Annotated in this window: 18 protein-coding genes and 1 other annotated feature (1 of these 19 running past the window's edge); of the genes, 2 read left to right on the top strand and 16 right to left on the bottom strand. The window is 28.5% G+C overall.

What is annotated here, in order from left to right; translation table 4 throughout:
* Nucleotides 1-176 precede the first annotated feature (176 nt).
* Together SCANT_RS00300 and SCANT_RS00295 are read left to right on the top strand one after the other, a co-directional pair.
* Nucleotides 177-773 (top strand): IMPACT family protein, encoded by a 597-nt coding sequence (locus tag SCANT_RS00300; RefSeq protein WP_053945749.1) that lies wholly within the window; start codon nucleotides 177-179, stop codon nucleotides 771-773.
* A gap of 12 nt (nucleotides 774-785) precedes the next feature.
* Entirely contained in the window at nucleotides 786-1,715 is a 930-nt protein-coding gene (locus SCANT_RS00295) for a 5'-3' exonuclease (protein WP_200902957.1), read from the top strand.
* Nucleotides 1,716-1,726: 11 nt separating this feature from the next.
* On the opposite strand, the gene SCANT_RS00290 is transcribed toward SCANT_RS00295, so the two are convergent.
* From SCANT_RS00290 to rplJ, 16 genes are all read right to left on the bottom strand, one after another.
* Nucleotides 1,727-2,014 carry a F0F1 ATP synthase subunit epsilon gene (locus SCANT_RS00290; protein ID WP_053945747.1) on the bottom strand — a complete coding sequence of 96 codons (288 nt, stop codon included), beginning with the start codon at nucleotides 2,012-2,014 and terminating at the stop codon, nucleotides 1,727-1,729.
* The gene (atpD, locus tag SCANT_RS00285; RefSeq protein ID WP_053945746.1) at nucleotides 2,014-3,411 is read right to left on the bottom strand and encodes a F0F1 ATP synthase subunit beta; all 1,398 of its coding nucleotides are present in this window, start codon (nucleotides 3,409-3,411) and stop codon (nucleotides 2,014-2,016) included. Before atpD ends, SCANT_RS00290 begins: the two co-directional genes overlap by 1 nt.
* An 11-nt stretch (nucleotides 3,412-3,422) precedes the next feature.
* The gene (atpG, locus tag SCANT_RS00280) at nucleotides 3,423-4,274 is read right to left on the bottom strand and encodes an ATP synthase F1 subunit gamma (RefSeq protein ID WP_053945745.1); all 852 of its coding nucleotides are present in this window, start codon (nucleotides 4,272-4,274) and stop codon (nucleotides 3,423-3,425) included.
* A 1-nt stretch (nucleotide 4,275) separates the two neighbouring features.
* Entirely contained in the window at nucleotides 4,276-5,850 is a 1,575-nt protein-coding gene (atpA, locus tag SCANT_RS00275) for a F0F1 ATP synthase subunit alpha (protein WP_053945744.1), read from the bottom strand.
* A 1-nt stretch (nucleotide 5,851) separates the two neighbouring features.
* Nucleotides 5,852-6,406, bottom strand: coding sequence for a F0F1 ATP synthase subunit delta (locus SCANT_RS00270; RefSeq protein WP_053945743.1), 555 nt, complete (start codon nucleotides 6,404-6,406; stop codon nucleotides 5,852-5,854).
* Between the two features lie 4 nt (nucleotides 6,407-6,410).
* Nucleotides 6,411-6,926: a F0F1 ATP synthase subunit B gene (gene atpF / locus SCANT_RS00265; RefSeq protein ID WP_053945742.1), complete on the bottom strand. Its 516-nt coding sequence runs from the start codon at nucleotides 6,924-6,926 to the stop codon at nucleotides 6,411-6,413.
* 19 nt (nucleotides 6,927-6,945) lie between these two features.
* Nucleotides 6,946-7,194 carry an ATP synthase subunit c family protein gene (locus SCANT_RS00260; RefSeq protein ID WP_407696236.1) on the bottom strand — a complete coding sequence of 83 codons (249 nt, stop codon included), beginning with the start codon at nucleotides 7,192-7,194 and terminating at the stop codon, nucleotides 6,946-6,948.
* 92 nt (nucleotides 7,195-7,286) lie between these two features.
* Nucleotides 7,287-8,060: a F0F1 ATP synthase subunit A gene (locus SCANT_RS00255; protein ID WP_053945741.1), complete on the bottom strand. Its 774-nt coding sequence runs from the start codon at nucleotides 8,058-8,060 to the stop codon at nucleotides 7,287-7,289.
* A gap of 45 nt (nucleotides 8,061-8,105) precedes the next feature.
* On the bottom strand, nucleotides 8,106-8,456 hold the full coding sequence (locus tag SCANT_RS00250) for an MG406 family protein (protein ID WP_053945740.1): 351 nt from the start codon (nucleotides 8,454-8,456) through the stop codon (nucleotides 8,106-8,108).
* Between the two features lie 312 nt (nucleotides 8,457-8,768).
* On the bottom strand, nucleotides 8,769-9,392 hold the full coding sequence (gene upp, locus SCANT_RS00245) for a uracil phosphoribosyltransferase (protein ID WP_053945739.1): 624 nt from the start codon (nucleotides 9,390-9,392) through the stop codon (nucleotides 8,769-8,771).
* Nucleotides 9,393-9,405: 13 nt separating this feature from the next.
* Nucleotides 9,406-9,831: a ribose 5-phosphate isomerase B gene (gene rpiB, locus SCANT_RS00240; RefSeq protein WP_053945738.1), complete on the bottom strand. Its 426-nt coding sequence runs from the start codon at nucleotides 9,829-9,831 to the stop codon at nucleotides 9,406-9,408.
* Between the two features lie 79 nt (nucleotides 9,832-9,910).
* On the bottom strand, nucleotides 9,911-13,660 hold the full coding sequence (rpoC, locus tag SCANT_RS00235; protein WP_053945737.1) for a DNA-directed RNA polymerase subunit beta': 3,750 nt from the start codon (nucleotides 13,658-13,660) through the stop codon (nucleotides 9,911-9,913).
* A gap of 18 nt (nucleotides 13,661-13,678) precedes the next feature.
* Entirely contained in the window at nucleotides 13,679-17,494 is a 3,816-nt protein-coding gene (gene rpoB, locus SCANT_RS00230; RefSeq protein WP_053945736.1) for a DNA-directed RNA polymerase subunit beta, read from the bottom strand.
* Between the two features lie 111 nt (nucleotides 17,495-17,605).
* Nucleotides 17,606-18,187, bottom strand: a complete 582-nt coding sequence (locus SCANT_RS05575; RefSeq protein ID WP_053945735.1) for a CatB-related O-acetyltransferase — start codon at nucleotides 18,185-18,187, stop codon at nucleotides 17,606-17,608.
* A 52-nt stretch (nucleotides 18,188-18,239) separates the two neighbouring features.
* Nucleotides 18,240-18,605, bottom strand: a complete 366-nt coding sequence (gene rplL, locus SCANT_RS00220) for a 50S ribosomal protein L7/L12 (RefSeq protein WP_053945734.1) — start codon at nucleotides 18,603-18,605, stop codon at nucleotides 18,240-18,242.
* A 73-nt stretch (nucleotides 18,606-18,678) separates the two neighbouring features.
* Nucleotides 18,679-19,179, bottom strand: a complete 501-nt coding sequence (rplJ, locus tag SCANT_RS00215; protein ID WP_053945733.1) for a 50S ribosomal protein L10 — start codon at nucleotides 19,177-19,179, stop codon at nucleotides 18,679-18,681.
* 33 nt (nucleotides 19,180-19,212) lie between these two features.
* Nucleotides 19,213-19,364, bottom strand: a sequence feature (ribosomal protein L10 leader region); it runs 9 nt beyond the window's last position.

The following is a 19,364-nucleotide window of genomic DNA, read 5'->3' as shown; positions in this document are numbered from 1 at the left end:
TATGGTTATAGAACTTTCTATAACCACCTTTATGATATAAAAAAAAAAAAAAAACCAATATTTTTTCCAGTTTTTTTAAAAATAATATAATTTTTTCCATTTAAATAATCTAAAATTATTTAAATAAAAACTTTGTTTTTCTTTAATATAAGAGTAAAATAATTGGTGGTAAAGTTATGATAATTTTAAAAACATTAATCAGTAAAAATATTATAACCAGAAGCTTCTTAACTAAGAAATCAAGATTCATTACCTATATTTCAAAAGTAACAAATAAAACTGAATTAGAAAATTTTATAAAAAAACATAGTGATAAGAGTGCAACTCATAATTGTTATGCTTTTAAGTATGGCCATGATGGATTAAATTATGGATATAACAATGATGGTGAACCTAACGGAACTGCTGGTGAACCATTACTAAAACTAATTGAGGTAAATAATGTCACTGATATTATAATATTTGTTAAAAGATATTATGGTGGAATAAAATTAGGAACAGGTGGATTACAAAAAGCCTATACTAATTCAGCAATTGAAATAATTAAGGAAAGCGAATTTAAAAAGTTAAGACTTCTAAATCAAATAGAAATCAATTTTAAAATTGCAGATATTAAAATTATTAATTTATTTTTAATAAAAAAAGCAGAAGAAGTTAATTATACATATGCTAACGATTTAGTCACTGCACAATTCAAACTAGATGAAATTAAAAAATTAGATTTTATTAAAGATAAAATAAATATTTTAAAAATTAAGCAAGGGTATTATTAAAGGAGAATGACAATGGACAAGAAAAAAGTTGTGATTATAGATGGTTATCATCTTCTTCACAAGGGTTATTATGGAAGTTTAAAAAGAAAAAAAGTTGCTATAAATAGAGATGGTGTTTTAATTAATGCTGTCTATGTATTTGTGGCAAATGTTTTCCAATTAGTACAGTCAAATGAATATCATACTGTATTGGTTACATTTGATGTAGGAAAAGAATGCTGAAGAAAAGAAATATATCCCGAATATAAAGCAACAAGAAAAGAAACACCTTCAGATTTAATTCCTCAAATGCAACTGGTTAGAGATTTTTTAACAGCTGCAAATATTCCATGATATGAAAAAGTTAAATATGAAGGTGATGATATAATGGGTACTATATCTAGAATCGCTGTTAAATTGGGATACAAAGTTGAAATAGTTTCAAACGATAAAGATACATATCAATTAGTTTGCGACGATGTAAAAGTTGTTTCGCAACAATCAAAAAAATGTAAACAAGAAATAATAACAAAAAAAGAGGTATTTGAAAAATTTGGATGTAAACCTTGTCAAATACCAGATATAAAATCTTTACTAGGAGATCAATCTGACAATATAAAAGGTGTTAGAGGAATGCACTATAATACTGCAACTAAGCTAGTTGCTAAATATGGCTGTGTAGAAAATATTTATAAAAATTTAAATGACTTTCCTGAAGAGCAAAGAAAAAAACTTGAGCTTTGCAAGGAAAAGGTTTTAATGAATAAACAGATTGCAAAAATATTAAAAAATGTTGATATAGGTAGAATTAATTTTAAACCACTAAGAATAAACTATATAAGATTTATGGGTTTTCTAAAAAGAGAAAAAATGTGGGCCTTTACTAAAATGATAGAAGATAAAGTAAAACAACAAGTTAGCTATAGAGAAAAAATAAAAACAGAGATTCAAGAACTTTCTTAAAATCTCTGTTTTTATTTTTTAATTCTTTGACCCTTCTCATCAACTTCATAAAGTCTTTGAGTTAATATTTTAATTTGATCTTTTGATACTCTAATTATTCCCCTATGAAGATGAATATATTTTTTAGCTCCATCTATTTCATATTTCATATCACCAATTAAAAGTGTTGAAACTATTGATGTATGATTAGCATAAACTGTTATTTGTCCATCTGAAGTTTTTACATTTGCATATTCTACTTCTAAATCATCTATGTATACACCATCAGGTGTAATAATTTTCAATTTAGTTAATTGCATTACTTTTTATCTTGAAATCTTTCAATTACTTCTTCAACTGAACCTGCATACATAAATAAGATTTCAGGAATATGATCTAAACTACCATTTAAAATAGATTCAAATGAACTTACAGTATCTTTTACAGCAACATATTTACCACCTCTGCCAGTGAATTTTTCTCCAACTGTAAATGGTTGAGACATAAAATTTCTTATTTTTCTTGCTCTATTAACTACTATTTTATCTTCTTCTGATAATTCTTCCATTCCAAGAATTGCAATTATTGATTGCAATTCTTTATATTTTTGTAATGTTTCTTGTACTTTTAAAGCTATTTGATAATGATTTTCTCCTACAATTTGTGGATCTAACATTCTTGAATTTGAATTCAATGGATCAATTGCTGGATAAATTCCTAAAGATGCAATAGTTCTATCAAGAACTACTGAAGCATCTAAATGAGTAAATGTTGTAGCTGGTGCTGGATCAGTTAAATCATCAGCTGGAACATAAACCGCTTGAACTGATGTAATTGAACCTTTTTGAGTTGAAGTAATTCTTTCTTGAAGTGCTCCCATTTCAGTTGCCAATGTTGGTTGATATCCAACAGCAGAAGGCATTCTTCCTAAAAGTGCTGAAACCTCTGAACCAGCTTGAGTAAATCTAAAAATATTGTCAATAAATAAAAGTACATCTTGGTTCTTAATATCTCTAAAATATTCTGCAATAGTCAGACCTGTAAGAGCAACTCTCATTCTTGCTCCTGGTGGTTCATTCATTTGACCAAATACTAAAGAAGTTTTATCAATGACTCCTGCATCTATCATTTCAAAATATAAATCATTTCCCTCTCTTGTTCTTTCACCAACTCCTGCAAATACAGAAATACCTCCATGAGCTTTAGCTACGTTATTGATTAGTTCCTGAACAAGAACTGTTTTACCAACTCCTGCTCCACCAAAAAGACCAATTTTACCTCCCTTTGCAAAGGGCATCATTAAGTCAATAACTTTAATTCCTGTTTCTAAAATTTCAGCAGAAGTTGCAAGTTCATCATAATTTGGTGCTAATCTATGAATTGGCATTCTTTCTCCTTTAACTGGAGGTTTATCATCTATTGGATCACCTAAAACATTAAACATTCTTCCCAAAACTTTGTCCCCTACTGGAACACTAATTGGGCCTCCAGTGTTAGTTCCAATAATTCCTCTAACTAAACCTTCTGTTGGACCCATTGCAATAGTTCTAACTAAGTCATCACCAATGTGTTGAACAACTTCTAAAACTAATTTTGTTCCATTATTATTCAATTCAATTGTATTATAAAGTTTTGGCATATCCTCTTGTTTGAATTTAACATCAACAACTGGACCCATTACTTGTACAACTTTACCTTGTGTAATTTTTTCTGTCATACTGATTACCTCTAATCTTCGTTTTGAGCATTAGCTCCACCAATAATTTCACTAATTTCTTGTGTAATATTTTCTTGTCTTTTTCTATTAAATACAACACTTAAATTTTCTGAAAGCTCTTTACCATTCTTATTTGCAGCTTCCATTGCCATTCTTCTACTTGCATGTTCTGATACTTGCGATTCAATAATTGTGCCAAATAAAATTGTATTTAAATACATCGAAACACTTGTTGTTAATACAGTTTCTGGATCTGGTTCTAAAATTAAATCTTGATGTAAATCATTTTCATCAAGTTTTTTTTCTATTGGAAACATATCTAAAACTGTTGGTTCAAAAGTAACATTATTAATAAATTTTGTATAGACAATTTTTATTTGGTCAAATTCTTTTTGCACAAAATAGTTTAATAAGTTAACTGACATTTTTCTTGATTGTTCATTTGAAAAGTCAACATCTATATCTAAAAATTCTTCTTTAATATTTATATTATTTGATTTGCAAAAATTTACAACTTTTGTTCCAATAGCTATTACGCTATCTGTTTTTTTATTTACTAATGGTTTCCAAACTTTAAAAATACTTGAGTTATATCCTCCGCATAAACCTAAGTTAGAGCCAATAACAATTCACAAAGTATTATTTAATATTTGATTTGGTTTCTTTAAATAGATTGAATCTTCGGAATGAGAAATAATATAGTTAAAAACATCATATACTTCATCTAGATAGGTTTGAATATTGCCCATTCTTTTAGATATTTTTTTTAATTTTGCTGTTGCAACTAATTCCATCGCTCCAGTAATTTTACCAATATCTTTTATCGAGGTTATTCCTGCTTTTAGTTCACTTAAATTTGCCATACTAATTTAAACTTTCATATTCTTCGTTTTTACCATAGTCTTCAATTTTATAACCTTTTAATTTTGAAGTAATGTTTTTTAAAACCAATATTAATTGAGATTTTACACATGCATATAAATTATCGCTAAACTCTTTTTGTGCATCTAGCATTTTTCTAAGGGCCTTAGCGTTTTTATCATTTTCAAAATGATAAAAGACAGCTTCTTTAAAGTTAATCATTTCACTTAAAGGCAATCATTTAATTAATCTCTCTTTAATTGATAATAATAAAATTGCTTGATCAATTTGAGCAACTGGTTTATATTGTCTTTGTTTTAATAGTTCAACAATTTTTTGTCCATGGTTTAATGTTTCTTTTGTTGTTTCATCTAAATCACTTCCAAATTTAGCAAATGATTGCAATTCATAATATTGAGCCAATTCTAATTTTAAAGTTCCAGCAACTTGTTTAACTGCTTTAATTTGTGCAGCAGAACCTACTCTTGAAACTGATAACCCAGTATCAACAGCTGGTCTAATTCCTGAGTTAAATAATTGTTCTGATAAAAAAATTTGACCATCTGTAATTGAAATTACATTAGTTGGAATATATGCTGATATATCACCAGCTTGAGTTTCAACAATTGGTAAGGCTGTAATGCTGCCACCTCCAAAGTTTTCATTTACTCTTGCTGCTCTTTCAAGTAGTCTTGAATGTAAATAAAATACATCTCCTGGGTATGCTTCACGTCCTGGTGGCCTTCTTAGAAGTAATGACAAAGTTCTATATGCAATTGCATGTTTTGATAGGTCATCATAAATAATTAAAACATCATCACCTTTAGACATTCACTCTTCAGCTATTGAAACTCCTGTATAGGGAGCAATATATTGAATTGGTGCTGATTCACTTGCCGACGCTGAAATCACTGTTGTATATTCCATTGATCCTGCTTGCTTTAATTTTTCAACAACTTGGGCAACTGTTGACTCTTTTTGTCCAATAGCTACATAGATACATTTTACATTTTTGCCCTTTTGATTAATAATTGCGTCAATAGCAATAGCAGTTTTACCTGTTTGTCTATCTCCAATTATTAATTCTCTTTGACCTTTTCCAATTGGTATTATTGAATCAATTGACATAATACCAGTTTCCATTGGTTGATTTACTGATTTTCTTGACATAACACCAGAAGCAATTTTTTCAACTGGGGCAAATTTTTTATTTTTTAAGGGACCATTACCATCAATAGGTAAACCCATTCCATTTAAAACTCTTCCTAAAAGAGCATCGCCAACTGGCGTTTCAACAACTTTACAAGTTCTAATTACTTTATCACCTTGACGAATTTTTGAATCATCGCCCATAATAACAGCACCAACAGCACCTTCTTCTAAATTAAGAGCCATTCCATAAATATCATTTGAGAAAATTAAAAGTTCACCCATCATAACATCTTCAAGTCCAAATAAAAGAGCAACACCATCACCAATACTTGCCACAGTACCTTCTTGTGATTGAATAATATTTTTTCCATATTCTTTAATTTGCTTTTTTATAACTTCTGATATTTCATTTATCTTAAGTGACATATTATGACCTCTGCTCTCTATTTTCTAAAATAATATTTTTCATATCTTCAACTTTACCTTTTAAAGAAAAATCAAATATATTATTGGCAACTTCAATTCTAATACCTGCAATTAAAGAACTATCAATTTTATTTTCTAATTTTATATTTTGATTTATTTTATTTTTTATTTTTTCTTCAATTGTAGAAATATATTTTTGATCAATTTTTAATGTTGAGTAAATTATTCCCTTTTTAATCTCTAAACTTTCTCATAATTTTTTTATTGAAGCATTTAAAATATATTCTATTTGCGAAAATATTTCTCTTTCAGCAATTAACTTTAAACAATTTAAAAGTAATGGTTCTAAGTCTTTTTGAAAAATTTTTTCAATAAATTTTATTCTAGTTTTAATATCAATAAATTTATTTGATAAAAAATATATAGCTTCTTGATTTAACTCAAATATGTTTTTTAATTCTTCTAAAGTTTTTGTAAATGATTTGGCTTTTTTTTGTTCAACAGCTAGTTCACAAATTGCTGTTGCTCAATTATTAATTAAAGATTGCTTGACCATTTAACTAATCCAAACTATTTATAAAATCTTTAATCATTTTTTCATTTTTATCTTTAGAAATATTTTCATTTAAAAGTTTTTCTGCAGCTACAAAAGCTAAGTCAATAACTTCTTGTCTCATTTGTTCATACATTTCATTTTTTTCAAGTTGAATTGTTTTTTGTGCATGCTTTTGAATATTTGCAGCTTCCGCTCTTGCATTATCCATAATCTCCAATTTTAAATTATCAGCTGACAACTTTGCTGAATTCATTATCATTTTAGATTCTTCTTTTGCAGAATCAAGAATTTTAAAAGATTCTTTGTTATTCTTGTTTGCCTTTGCTTGTTTTGAAACTGCATCATCTAATAATTCACTAATTTTTTTTCTGCGTTCTTTTATAGTTTCTCTAAAGGGTTTATAAACTAATTTAGTTAATAAGATTAGTATAATTATTGTTGATAAAATATGGGCAATAAAATTTGCTAAGTTTGGAAATAAATTTTCAATAATATTTGGTATTCCAGCCTCTAAAAACATAAAATTCATCTCATCTTTCTTATGCTACAAAAATTAATAAAATTGCAATTACAAGTGCGTAGATGGCTCCTGATTCTGCAAAACCAGCAGTAATAATTAATGTAGAAGTTATTTTGGGTGCTGTTTCAGGATTTCTACCAATTGCAATACAAGCTCCATACCCTACTATTCCTTGACCAATTGATGCTCCAACCATTCCCATTCCTGTAAGTCCTGCTCCAAGAAGTTTTAAACCTTGACCAACTTCTTTTGTTTCAGCTAGAAACATTAATAATGTTGTATATACAGGCATAACTGAAATAAAGTTACCCCCTAAATTTGTAAGTATTTGTGCAAACATATTTTTTCTCCTTTTATAAATTATCTTTCAATTTTTTCTTTTCCATCATTAAGACCCTCACCTAATTTGGCACCAGATCAATATGAAAGAGTCAACATTGAAAATACAACGGCTTGAATGGTTCCATCAAATAAATCAAAGTATAAATGTAACCATGGTAATGAAATTACTGAAAAAACATTAAAACCAGCTCATCAGTAACTTAATTTATTATCTCAATCCATTCCTGGACCACTTGGTCAGAATATATTTCCTTGAAGTTGTATTAAACTTGCATAAAGCAATCCTAATAAAATACTTCCTCCAAGCATATTTCCAAATAATCTAAATGAAAGAGATATTAAAGGAACAAATTGTCCTAAAATTTCAATTGGATTATAATACCTTTTGAAAAAAGCTAGTTTTTGATATCTTAATCCATAATAATAAATTCCTATAAACGTTACAAATCCCATAGAGAATGTAACAGTATAAGAAGTGGTTAATGGTTCTATTCCTAAAATTGCTACAACAGAAGATACTATTATATACATAAATAGATACATTACGTACGGCGTCAATTTTCTGTATTCTTTACCCATTATTGTAATAACCATATTTTCAACTTTAGTTATAAACATTTCTGTCAAAACTAAAAATCCTGTTAATTTTTTATCTTCTTTATAATTTCTTATTTTTACATTATAGACTATACAAAATGTACAAATAATAATGCAAGTTATTAATATAGATAAAAGTTGAGGGGTAATTGCAAATATAACATCACCAAAACCTTTGTCATCTGCAAGGAACATATATACTCCTTTCTTTTTTTGAGTGGCTACCATATAAAAAATTACTTACTTTGCTTTACTATAATAAACTGATGGAAATCAATTTATTACAAAAGCAATTACTAATCCATATATACTAAATAAATTAGGTAAGTAAAAACTTATAAGGAATGGAACAATATAAAATCCTATTCTTAATGTGATAATAAACATATAATTATAAGGATTTAAAGTATCGATCAAATTTTTTATTGCTAATTTCATAAAAAATAATGAAATATATAAAAAACAAGAACCTAAGAGATAACCAGTAACTAATGAATAATTTACTAATTTTAGAAGAACTAGAATTGTTAATAAACATGTAATCATTGAAACAAGGGATATTAATATAATTTTTCCTTTATTTTTTAACAACTTATAATCTCCTTATTAAGTTCCATCTAATTAATAATACTCTTATTAATTTGGAAAATCTAGGAAAATTATATTCAGATTAAATAAAAAATTTGGGATATATTAGAAATAATTTTAGTTAATGACGTTTTTCTTGACAGATCTGATTTTCTATTTTATAGTGTAATAATTCCTATATAGTAATCACTAAAATTTATTTGTTTAATTTTAAATAAATTAATAAAGATTCAAATAGGCTTTTTTGTTAAATATTTCAAAGATATATATCTTACAGAACGATTCATAATAAAAAAATAGATATTATTAAAATATCTATTTTGTTCCAAAAATTCTATCTCCAGCATCTCCAAGACCTGGTTCTATAAAACCACTTGCATTTAAAATTGGATCTAAACTAGCTGTATATATATCTACATCTGGGTGATCTTTAATAATTCTGTCAACACCCTTTTGAACAGCAACTAAACAAACAAATTTAATTTGAACTGCTCCTCAAGATTTTGCTATTTCAATTGCTTTTGAAGCACTTCCCCCAGTTGCTAACATTGGGTCAACAACAATAACATAACTATTTTCAATATCTTTTGTTGTTTTTGCAAAATATTGAACTGGTTCTAAAGTCTCTTCATCTCTATAAAGACCAATATGTGCAATCCTTGAAGTTGGTACTAATCTTTGAATACCCTCTGTCATTCCTAATCCAGCTCTAATAATTGGTACTAAAACTACTGGAATATCTAACTTATAACCTTTTGTTTCAGTTACGGGTGTTTTAATATCAATTTCTTGTATAGGAACATCTCTAAAAATTTCATAGACCATTAATTGTCCTATTTCATTTAGATTTTCTCTAAAGTCTTTAGAAGATGTATCTTCTTTTCTCATTCTAGTTAATTTATCTAGAATAAGAGGATGTTTAATAATTGTAAAAGCCATCTTATAACCCCCCTTATTGATTATTCAATTTTTCTACTCTATTTTTATGTCTTTCTTCAAATTTTGTATTTAAAAAAATATCTACAAGTCTAACTGCCTTTTCATTTGCAATCATTCTTGCTCCAAGAGCTAAAATATTTGCATTATTATGTTGTCTTGCTAAAATTGTTGTTTGATCTTCATAGCATAAAGCTGCACGAGCACCTTTTACTTTATTTGCAGCTATTGATATTCCAATACCAGTTCCACAAATAACTATTCCAAAAGATTTATTTTCAACAACTTTTTTTGCAACCTCTTTACCAAAATCTGGATAATCAACTGAATCTTCATTATCTGTTCCAATGTTTATTACTTCATAACCATTTGATTTTAAGTATTTTACTATGTGATTTTTCATATCAACACCAGCATGATCATTTCCAATATATATTTTCATAATTTAAAAGCTCCCTCTAAATGAATATACACTATTTTAAAATCAAAAAAACTTAAAATAAAAAAAGGTTTTCACCTTTTTAATATTCTGAGTCGTAAGTTTCCTTACCTTTTTTAATAATATCTGCACTACCAGTTAGGCCTGTTCCAGCTGGGATTAAGTTTCCTAACATAATGTTTTCTTTTAATCCTTCTAATTTATCAATTTTTCCTTTGATTACAGCCTTTACAAGAACTCTTGCAGTATCTTGGAATGAAGCACTTGATAATCATGAATCTGATTCAAGTGGTGCTTTTTTAATACCAAAGATAACATGTTTTGCAAGTGGTGGTTTTTTACCTGCCATAATTGCAATTTTAACTTCATTTCTAAATGTTCTTGAAGAAATAACTTCTCCAGGAAGTAATTCAGTTTCTCCTGAATCAATAATTTTAACTTTGTTCAACATTTGTTTAACAATAATTTCAATATATTTATCTGAAATTTCAATCCCTTGTAAACGATATACTTTTTGTACTTCTTTTAGAATGTAATTTTGTACATCTTCAATTCTTGCAACTTCTAATAATTCTTTGATGTTTATTGCACCCTCAGTTAATTTTTGACCACGAGTTACAACTTCACCTTCAGAAACTCTTAAAATAGCTCCATATTGTGATTTGTATTTTCTTTCATCTTGTTCAGATGATACAACAATTGTAATTATTCCTTCTTCTTCTTTTGCTTCTTTTATCACACCATCAATTTGTGAAATTATAGCAATTGAACCTTTAGGATTTGTAACGTCAAGTAATTCTTTAATACGAGGTAGACCTTGAGTAATATCTGCTCCCCCAGCAACCCCTCCAGTATGGAAAGTACGCATAGTTAGCTGAGTACCAGGTTCACCAATTGATTGGGCTGCAATAACTCCAACAGGTTCACCAATTGTAACGATTTCTCCTGTTGCTAAGTTTATACCATAACATTTTCTACATACTCCACGGTTTGTATCACATGTTAAAACTGTTCTAATTTGAACTTCTTCAATACCAGCATTAATAATATCATCAGCAATTTGTAATGTTATTAATTCATTAGCTCCAACAATTGTTTTTCCCTTTTTAGTTACAACATCATTGAAAGTAAATCTTCCAACAAGTCTATCTTTTAAAGGAACAATTATATTATCATGCTTAGTTTCAATAATTGAATGCACATCAAATCCTTTTGATGTTTTACAATCATCTTCAGTTACAATAATTTCTTGTGAAATATCAACAAGTCTTCTTGTTAAATATCCTGAGTCAGCTGTTTTCAAGGCAACGTCAGCCATACCTTTTCTTGCTCCGTGAGTAGAAATAAAATATTCTGAAACAGTTAGACCTTCACGGAATGATGACTTAATTGGAATTTCTTTAATATCACCTTTAGGGTCATTCATAAGTCCCCTCATACCTACTAACTGAGTAAAGTTTGAAACGTTACCACGAGCTCCTGAATCTGCCATAACAAATACTGGATTTTTTGGATCTTTTTTTAGAACTTCTTCAAGTTTATTTTGAATTTTATCTTTTACTTGAGATCATACAGTAATTACTCTACGTTTTTTCTCAGTTTTTGTTAACATACCCATATTATAGAAATTAGTAATTTGAGTTACCTTCTCATCTGCAATTTTAAAGTCTTCAAATTTTTGTGTATAAGCAACAACGTCAGCAGCACTAATTGTTGTTCCAGATTTTGATGAGAATTTAAATCCTAAATCCTTCATATTATCTAACATTTGAGCAGTTCTTTGTGCTCCAAATAATTTAAAGTATCTTTCAATAATTGAAGACAATTCTTTTTTCTTAATTGGTTGTTGAATTTGATAATCTTTTGCAATATAAGTTCTTATATCAGTATTTCCATCAATAACAAACTTCTCAATTTCTTCTTCTGCATTGTTAATATTTGCATTAACAATTCAAGGGAATTCTTCAACAAACATTTGATTAAAGAAAATTTTACCAACAGTTGTAATTAAGAATTTATCTTTGTGTTTATCTGATATTTTTTTATTTTTAAGTTCACTAATTGGAATTGCAACAATGGCGTTTAATGAAACAGAATCAGTTTCATATGCAATTTTTACTTCGTCATAACTTGCAAATAAAGTTCCTTCTCCAAGAACACCTTTTTCTTCAGTTGTTATGTAATAGTTTCCTAAAATCATATCCTGAGTTGGTGTAACAATTGGTTTACCATCTTTTGGTCCAAGAATTGCTTTTGAACCTAACATAAGTGCTCTCGCTTCAGCAACTGCTTCATCACTAATTGGTAAATGGACAGCCATTTGGTCACCATCGAAGTCAGCATTGAAAGCTGTAGTTACTAATGGGTGAAGTCTAATTGCTTTACCTTTAACTAATTTTGGTTCAAAAGCTTGAATACCTAAACGGTGAAGAGTAGGAGCACGGTTTAATAAAACCGGTCTATCTTTAATTACTTCTTCTAACACATCTCAAACTTTAGCATCATTTGTTAAAATCATTTTTTCTGCAACTTTTACATTTTCTGCAAAATCTTTTTCTTGTAATCTTCTAATGATAAATGGTTTGAATAATGTAATTGCCATATCTCTTGGGATACCAGCTTGGTACATTTTTAAATCTGGACCAATAGCAATAACTGAACGACCTGAATAGTCAACACGTTTTCCTAAAAGGTTTTGACGGAATCTTCCTTGCTTACCTTTTAAAATTGATGTTAATGATTTTAAAGGACGTTTATCTTTACCAGTAACTGGTCTTGGTTTACGTTCGTTATCTAATAAAGCGTCAACTGCTTCTTGAAGCATACGTTTTTCATTATTAACAATAATGCTTGGAGCTCCCATTGATTTAACTTTTTTTAGACGTTCATTTCTAATAATTATTCTTCTATATAAATCGTTAATTTCAGAAGTAGTAAATCTACCACCATCCAATTGAATAATTGGTCTTATATCTGGTGGGATTACTGGAATAACATGTAAAATCATTCATTCTGGTCTTGATTTTGATTTTTTTAAAGAATCTAAAACTTCTAAACGTTTCATTAATTTGTTTTGTTCAGATGAACCTCTTTTTTCTTTTAAGTCATATCTGATTTTTTCAATTTCTTTTTCTAAATTAATGTTTTTTAATAAATCCTCAATTGCATTAGCACCAATTCCAAACTTTGCATTAATATATCTTGAAATGAAAGTTGCTGCTTCATCCATTGAAAATGGTAAACTTGGAGTTCTCAACTGATTAATTAAGTTCTCTGCTCTTTTTCAAGAAAATGTATCTGGTTCTATTCCAGCTTTAATATCTTCAAGTGTTTTTAATAATTTTTCTCTTGTTTTTAAACTTGCTTTAGCATTTCCTAAATCTAAAACCATTCCTTTTTTAAGGTGTTTTGAACTTCCTGGATCTAAAACAATATAACTTACAAAATAAACAACTTCTTCAACTTCTTTGGTTTTTAAATCTAAAATTGAAGCTATTCTTGAAGGTGCTACTTTTAACATTCAGATATGAGTTACTGGTTCTTCCAGCTCAATATGCCCCATTCTTTCACGTCTAACAATTGATTCAGTAATTTCTACTCCACAACGCTCACAGACTTTACCTTTGTTTTTTACTTTTTTGTATTTTCCACAAGCACATTCATAATTTCTTGTAGGTCCAAAGATTCTTTCATCAAATAGACCTTCTTTTTCTGTCTTTAATGTTTTATAGTTTATTGTTTCTGGTTTTGTAACTTCACCACGTGATCAAGATCTAATCACGTCTGGAGAAGCTAATTCAATTTTAATCATTCTTTTATTTGAAATTGCCATTTTAAAACTTCTCCTCTTTTATTCTTCTATACTTTCATCATCAAAAGTAATAACATCATCTTCACTAGTTTCACTAAATCCTGCAATGTCACCTTCATTAAATGATGAGTCTGCTAATAATAATTCATCATCGATTTCAAAATCATCATCGTCATCATAAGCATTGATTTGCACTTTTTTACCATCTTGGTCAATCATGTGCATATCAAATCCTAATCCCATAATTTCTTTTGTAAGAACATTAAATGATTCAGGAATTCCTGGTTTAGGAATTGGTTTAGATCTAACAATTGATTCATATGTTTTAATACGACCTTTAATATCATCAGATTTAATAGTTAAGATTTCACGTAATGTATAAGCAGCACCATATGCTTCAAGCGCTCAAACTTCCATTTCTCCAAATCTTTGACCACCATTTTGAGCTTTTCCTCCTAATGGTTGTTGAGTAATTAATGAGTACGGTCCAATATTTCTTGTATGTAATTTATCGTCAACCATGTGAGATAGTTTTAACATATACATTACACCAACAGAAATAGGTTTATCAAATGCTTCACCTGTTTGCCCATCAATTAATGTAACTTTCCCATAATTATCCATTCCAGCTTCTTCCATAATATCTTGTAATTCTTGTTCTTTAACCCCTTCAAAAACAGGAGTATTAACTTTAATTCCAAGTTTTTTTGCAGCCATTCCTAGATGGATTTCCAGTACTTGTCCAATATTCATACGTGAAGGAACCCCTTGTGGATTTAACATAATGTCAACTGGTGTTCCATCTTCCATATGTGGCATATCTTCAACAGGTAAGATTTTTGAAATAACACCTTTGTTACCATGGCGTCCTGCCATTTTATCTCCCTCTTGAATTTTACGTTTTTGAACAACATAAACTTTAATGATTTCTAAAATATCTGCTGGTAAGTCATGACCATCAACTCTTGAGAAACGTTTAATTGACTTAATTATTCCTTCTCCACCATTAGGTACTCTTAAAGAATTATCTTTAACATTTCTTGATTTTTCTCCAAAGATAGCATGTAGTAATTTATCTTCTGGTGATAATTGAGTTTGTGATTTTGGAGTAACTTTACCCACTAAAATATCACCAACTTTAACTTCTGCTCCAATTGCAACAATACCATCTTCATCTAAGTATTTTTTGCTTGCTTCAGAAATATTTGGAATATCTCTTGTTATTTCTTCTGGACCTTGTTTTGTTTGTCTTCTTTCAATTGTATATTCATCAATATGAATTGAAGTAAATCTATCTTCAATAACAATTCTTTCTGAAACAATAACAGCATCCTCATAGTTATAACCATTTCAAGTAGTAAATGCTACAACAACATTTTGTCCTAAAGCTAATTCACCTTTTTCCATTGAAGGTCCATCAGCTAAAATATCTCTTGCCTTAACTTTATCTCCAATTTTTACAATTGGTAAATGAGTTAAAGCTGTTCCATTATTTGAACGACTAAAGTCATTTAAATCATATGTTTTAATTCCATCTTTTTGTTCAATAACAACTTTTTTAGAGTCCACATATTTAACAATACCTGGAGCTGTTGCAACAACAGCATCTCCTGAGTCACGTGCTGCTTCGTGTTCAACACCAGTTCCTACAATTGGAGATTCTGGATTAATTAATGGTACAGCTTGACGTTGCATGTTTGCTCCCATAAGTGCACGGTTAGCATCGTCATTCTCTAAAAATGGAATACATGATGTAGCGATTGAAACAATTTGTTTTGGAGAAACGTCAACATAGTCAACATCCTTAGGACTAACCATTATGTCATCTCCTCTATAACGAGCAATTACTTGGTCATCTAAAATTGTTCCATCTTCACCTAAATTAATATTTGCCTGAGCAACAACATAATCTTTTTCTTTATCTGCAGTTAAATATTCATATTCTCCTGACATAACTTTAGTATTTTTAACTTTTCTATATGGAGTCTCAATGAACCCATATTCGTTAATTTTTGCATAAGTTGATAAATTGTTAATCAACCCAATGTTTGGTCCTTCAGGAGTTTCAATTGGACATATTCTCCCATAATGAGAAGGGTGAACGTCACGAACTTCTAAAGCAGCTCTATCTCTACTTAAACCACCTGGCCCTAATGCTGTTAATCTACGTTTATTTGTTAATTCAGCTAATGGGTTAGTTTGATCCATAAATTGTGATAATTGTGAAAGGTTAAAAAACTCACCAATTATTGCAGTTAATGGTTTATTGTTAATAATACTTGATGGTTTCATTTTGAACGGATTTGAAGTTGCAAGTTTTTCTCTTACATTTTTTTCAATACGCATCATACCAATTCTAAATTGGTTTTGTAATAATTCTCCAACTGTTCTAACTCGTCTGTTTCCTAAATGATCAATATCATCTATTTCACCAATACCATCCATTAAATTTATTGCATAAGAAATTGTTGCAACAATATCTGGTAAATTAATAAATTCATCTTTTGATTTTTTTGTAATCCCAATAATTGTTGCTGTTTCATCTCTTAAATCATTATCTTTATAAACTTTTACTTTTTGGATTTCATTACCTGATGTTATTTGTTCATTAAAGTTAATTTTTTGAACCATTGCACCAGCTTCTAATACTTTATCTAAGTCATCTAAAATATCTTTTGTAATTTCTGTTCCTTTTTCAAAAGCAACTTTACCTTTAACATCGATAATATCTTCAGCTAAAACACGTCCAATTAATCTGTTTTTTACAGATAATTTTTGTTGTAATTTAAATCTTCCTGCTTTTGTTAAATCATATTTTCTTTTGTCAAATAGTAAACCATATAAGTATTTACTTGCTCCATCAGCTGTTGCTGTTTCACCTTGACGAATTTTTTTATAAATTTCTTGAACTTGGTTTTCATAATCTATTTCAATATCACCAGTTAAAGTATCCAATTCATAACTTGATGAAATTACTTCATTATTATCAAACAAATCTAAAATTTGTTCTTTTTGCATTTTGAATGCAGTCAATAAACTTGTTGCTGTTGTTTTTCTAGATTTATCTATTTTTACATAAAAAACATTTAATACTTTATTATCTAAAGCTTTTTTAGAATCTAATTCAAATTCTAATCATGTTCCTCTTGATGGAATTATATCTGCAAAATAAATCATTTCCCCATTTTTACGGTTCATTTCTTCTTTGAAATAACTTCCAGGTGAACGAACTAATTGTGAAACAACTACTTTTTCACTACCATTAATAATAAATGTCCCTCTATCTGTCATTATAGGGAATTCACCAAAGAAAACTTCTCCTGTTTTATAAATATCAATATTTGCTAAATAAAATTCTTCTTTGTCTTCTTTAATTTCAATTTGAATTGCATCTTTTTCGCCAACCTTGCTTTTGAACTCAAAAAAGTAAAGTGATCCTTTACTGTCTTTAAATTCAACTCCAGTTGATTCCAATTTCTCTTGTAATCATCCTTTTAAGAATGTTTCCATAGAACCTGAAATTTCTTCTTTAAAAACCTCAACATCTTCCATATGAATAGTTAAAGATAAATTTGAATAAATTGGTGCTTCAAATATTTTTGACTCTTCTTTTGCTTTTGTAATTGAAAGTCTTGGTTCTCTAAACTCTCAATCAGTCATTGATAATACTATATCTCCATCAGCTGAAACTACTGGAAAAACTTCTTCAAATACTTCATTTATTCCCTTATTTTTAAATCAATCAAATGTGTCTGTTTGTAACTCAATAAGATTTGGTAATTCTAAATCACCTGAAACCTTAGCATAGTCACGCCTTTCCACTAATGCATTAATTTTCTTGATTTTGTAATTCATTTAATAGTGTCCCCCGTTCAAATAAAACATACGCAAAAAAATTCTATCTTATTTTAAAGACTAAATCAATAGCAAATAGCAAAGAATAATTATTTCTTTGCATTTTTTTAGTTATTTAGTTAATTTCTCTAACATAGTCTTAATTGATTCTATACTTTCATTTCATCATTGCAAGTCTTCTAGCTCTTTTATTTTATTTTTTTCAAATCGCATTCTTTTTACTTTTGCTGGATTTCCAGCAACAATTGAATAAGGTTCAACATCTTTTGTAACAACTGCCTTTGCTGCAATAATAGAACCATTGCCAATTTTTACCCCAGGCATAATAGTTGCTCCATACCCAATTCAAACATCATGACCAATTACTGTATCTCCCTTACTTTTAAAAGGTTTAGCAGTTTTTTCATTAAATTCAAACTCTTTAAACATTTCAAATGGATAAGTTGATATTGAATCAATTCTATGATTTGCACCATTCATTAGAAATTTAACATCTTCTGCAATAGCACAAAAATTACCAATAATTAATTTATCTTTATGAACATTTGGGAAATGATACAAGATATTTCTATTTTGAAATTCTCTAGCACCCTTTTCATTTTGAAAACTATAAAAGTAACTATATTCTCCAACTTCAATAGCAGTATTAGTAATGTAATCTTTTAATAAATATATTTTTGATGATTTTGACATATAAAATTCCCTCTAATAAAAAATGACCTACTAGGTCATTATAAATTAATTTTTATTTTAAATCTACTGAAGCTCCAGCTTCCATTAATTGTTTTTTAAATTCTTCTGCTTCTTCAATTTTTACATTTTCTTTAATTGCTACAGGTAAAGTTCCATCTACTAATTTTTTAGCATCCATTAATCCTAAACCTGTCATTTCTTTAACTAATTTAATAACTGAAACTTTGTTTCCTCCAGCACTTGTTAACATAACACTAACTTCACTTGGTGCTGCTGCTCCTGCTGCTGCAGCTGGTGCTGCAACTGCTGCAGCAGCTACAACTCCGAAGTGATCTTCTATTGATTTAACTAAATCGTTTAATTCTGTTAATTTCATTTCTTCTAAAGCTTTAATAATATCATCTTTTGTAATTGCCATTTTTATATTCTCCTTTTTCTTTTCTTTTTTTTTAATTTTTAATTAATTGCTATTTGTACACTTAATTGCTTATTTATTGTGATTTTGTTTTTGCTATTTCTTTTACAGTCAACATAAATTGACGTAATGGGTAAATAAGTGATGAAGCAAACATTGAGTATAATTCTTCTTTTGATGGAAGAGAAGCAATTTCATTAATTGCTGCTGTATCCATAACATTTCCTTCATATATACCTGCTTTAAGAACTAGATCTGGATTTACTTTTGCAAATTCTGAAACTAATTTTGATGGAAATAAAGCTTCTTCATCTGAAAAAATATAGATATTTTGTTGTACTAAATATGCATCTAGTCCTTTAATTTTTAATTCTTCAGTTGCTCTTCTAACTAATGAATCTTTATAAACTTTAATAAAAATTCCTTTTTCACGAGCTTTGTTTCTTAAATCTGTCATTTGTGCTACAGTTAAATTTTTATATTCAGCTATTACCATTCCTTTACAGTTTTGGATTCTGTCTGAAATTTCTTTAACTATCTCATTCTTTTTAGCATGAGCTGGTCTTGCGTTTGACACTATTAACAACCTCCTTTTTTACTTTCGTTTTTAAAATCAAAATAAAAACCTCAGATAATTTCCGAGGTCAATTAAAAATACAATAAACTTTGTAAGATTAGATTACTTACAAATAATATATGTAATTTCATTCCTCGGTAACAAATTAAGGGATAAATCCCAGTTACTTTCTTCGGTACGAATAG

The sequence above is a fragment of the Spiroplasma cantharicola genome (assembly GCF_001281045.1).
GTDB lineage: Bacteria > Bacillota_I > Bacilli_A > Mycoplasmatales > Mycoplasmataceae > Spiroplasma_A > Spiroplasma_A cantharicola.
The sequence above is the reverse complement of the archived record's forward strand: the minus strand, read 5'-3'. Positions and strand labels throughout refer to the sequence as shown.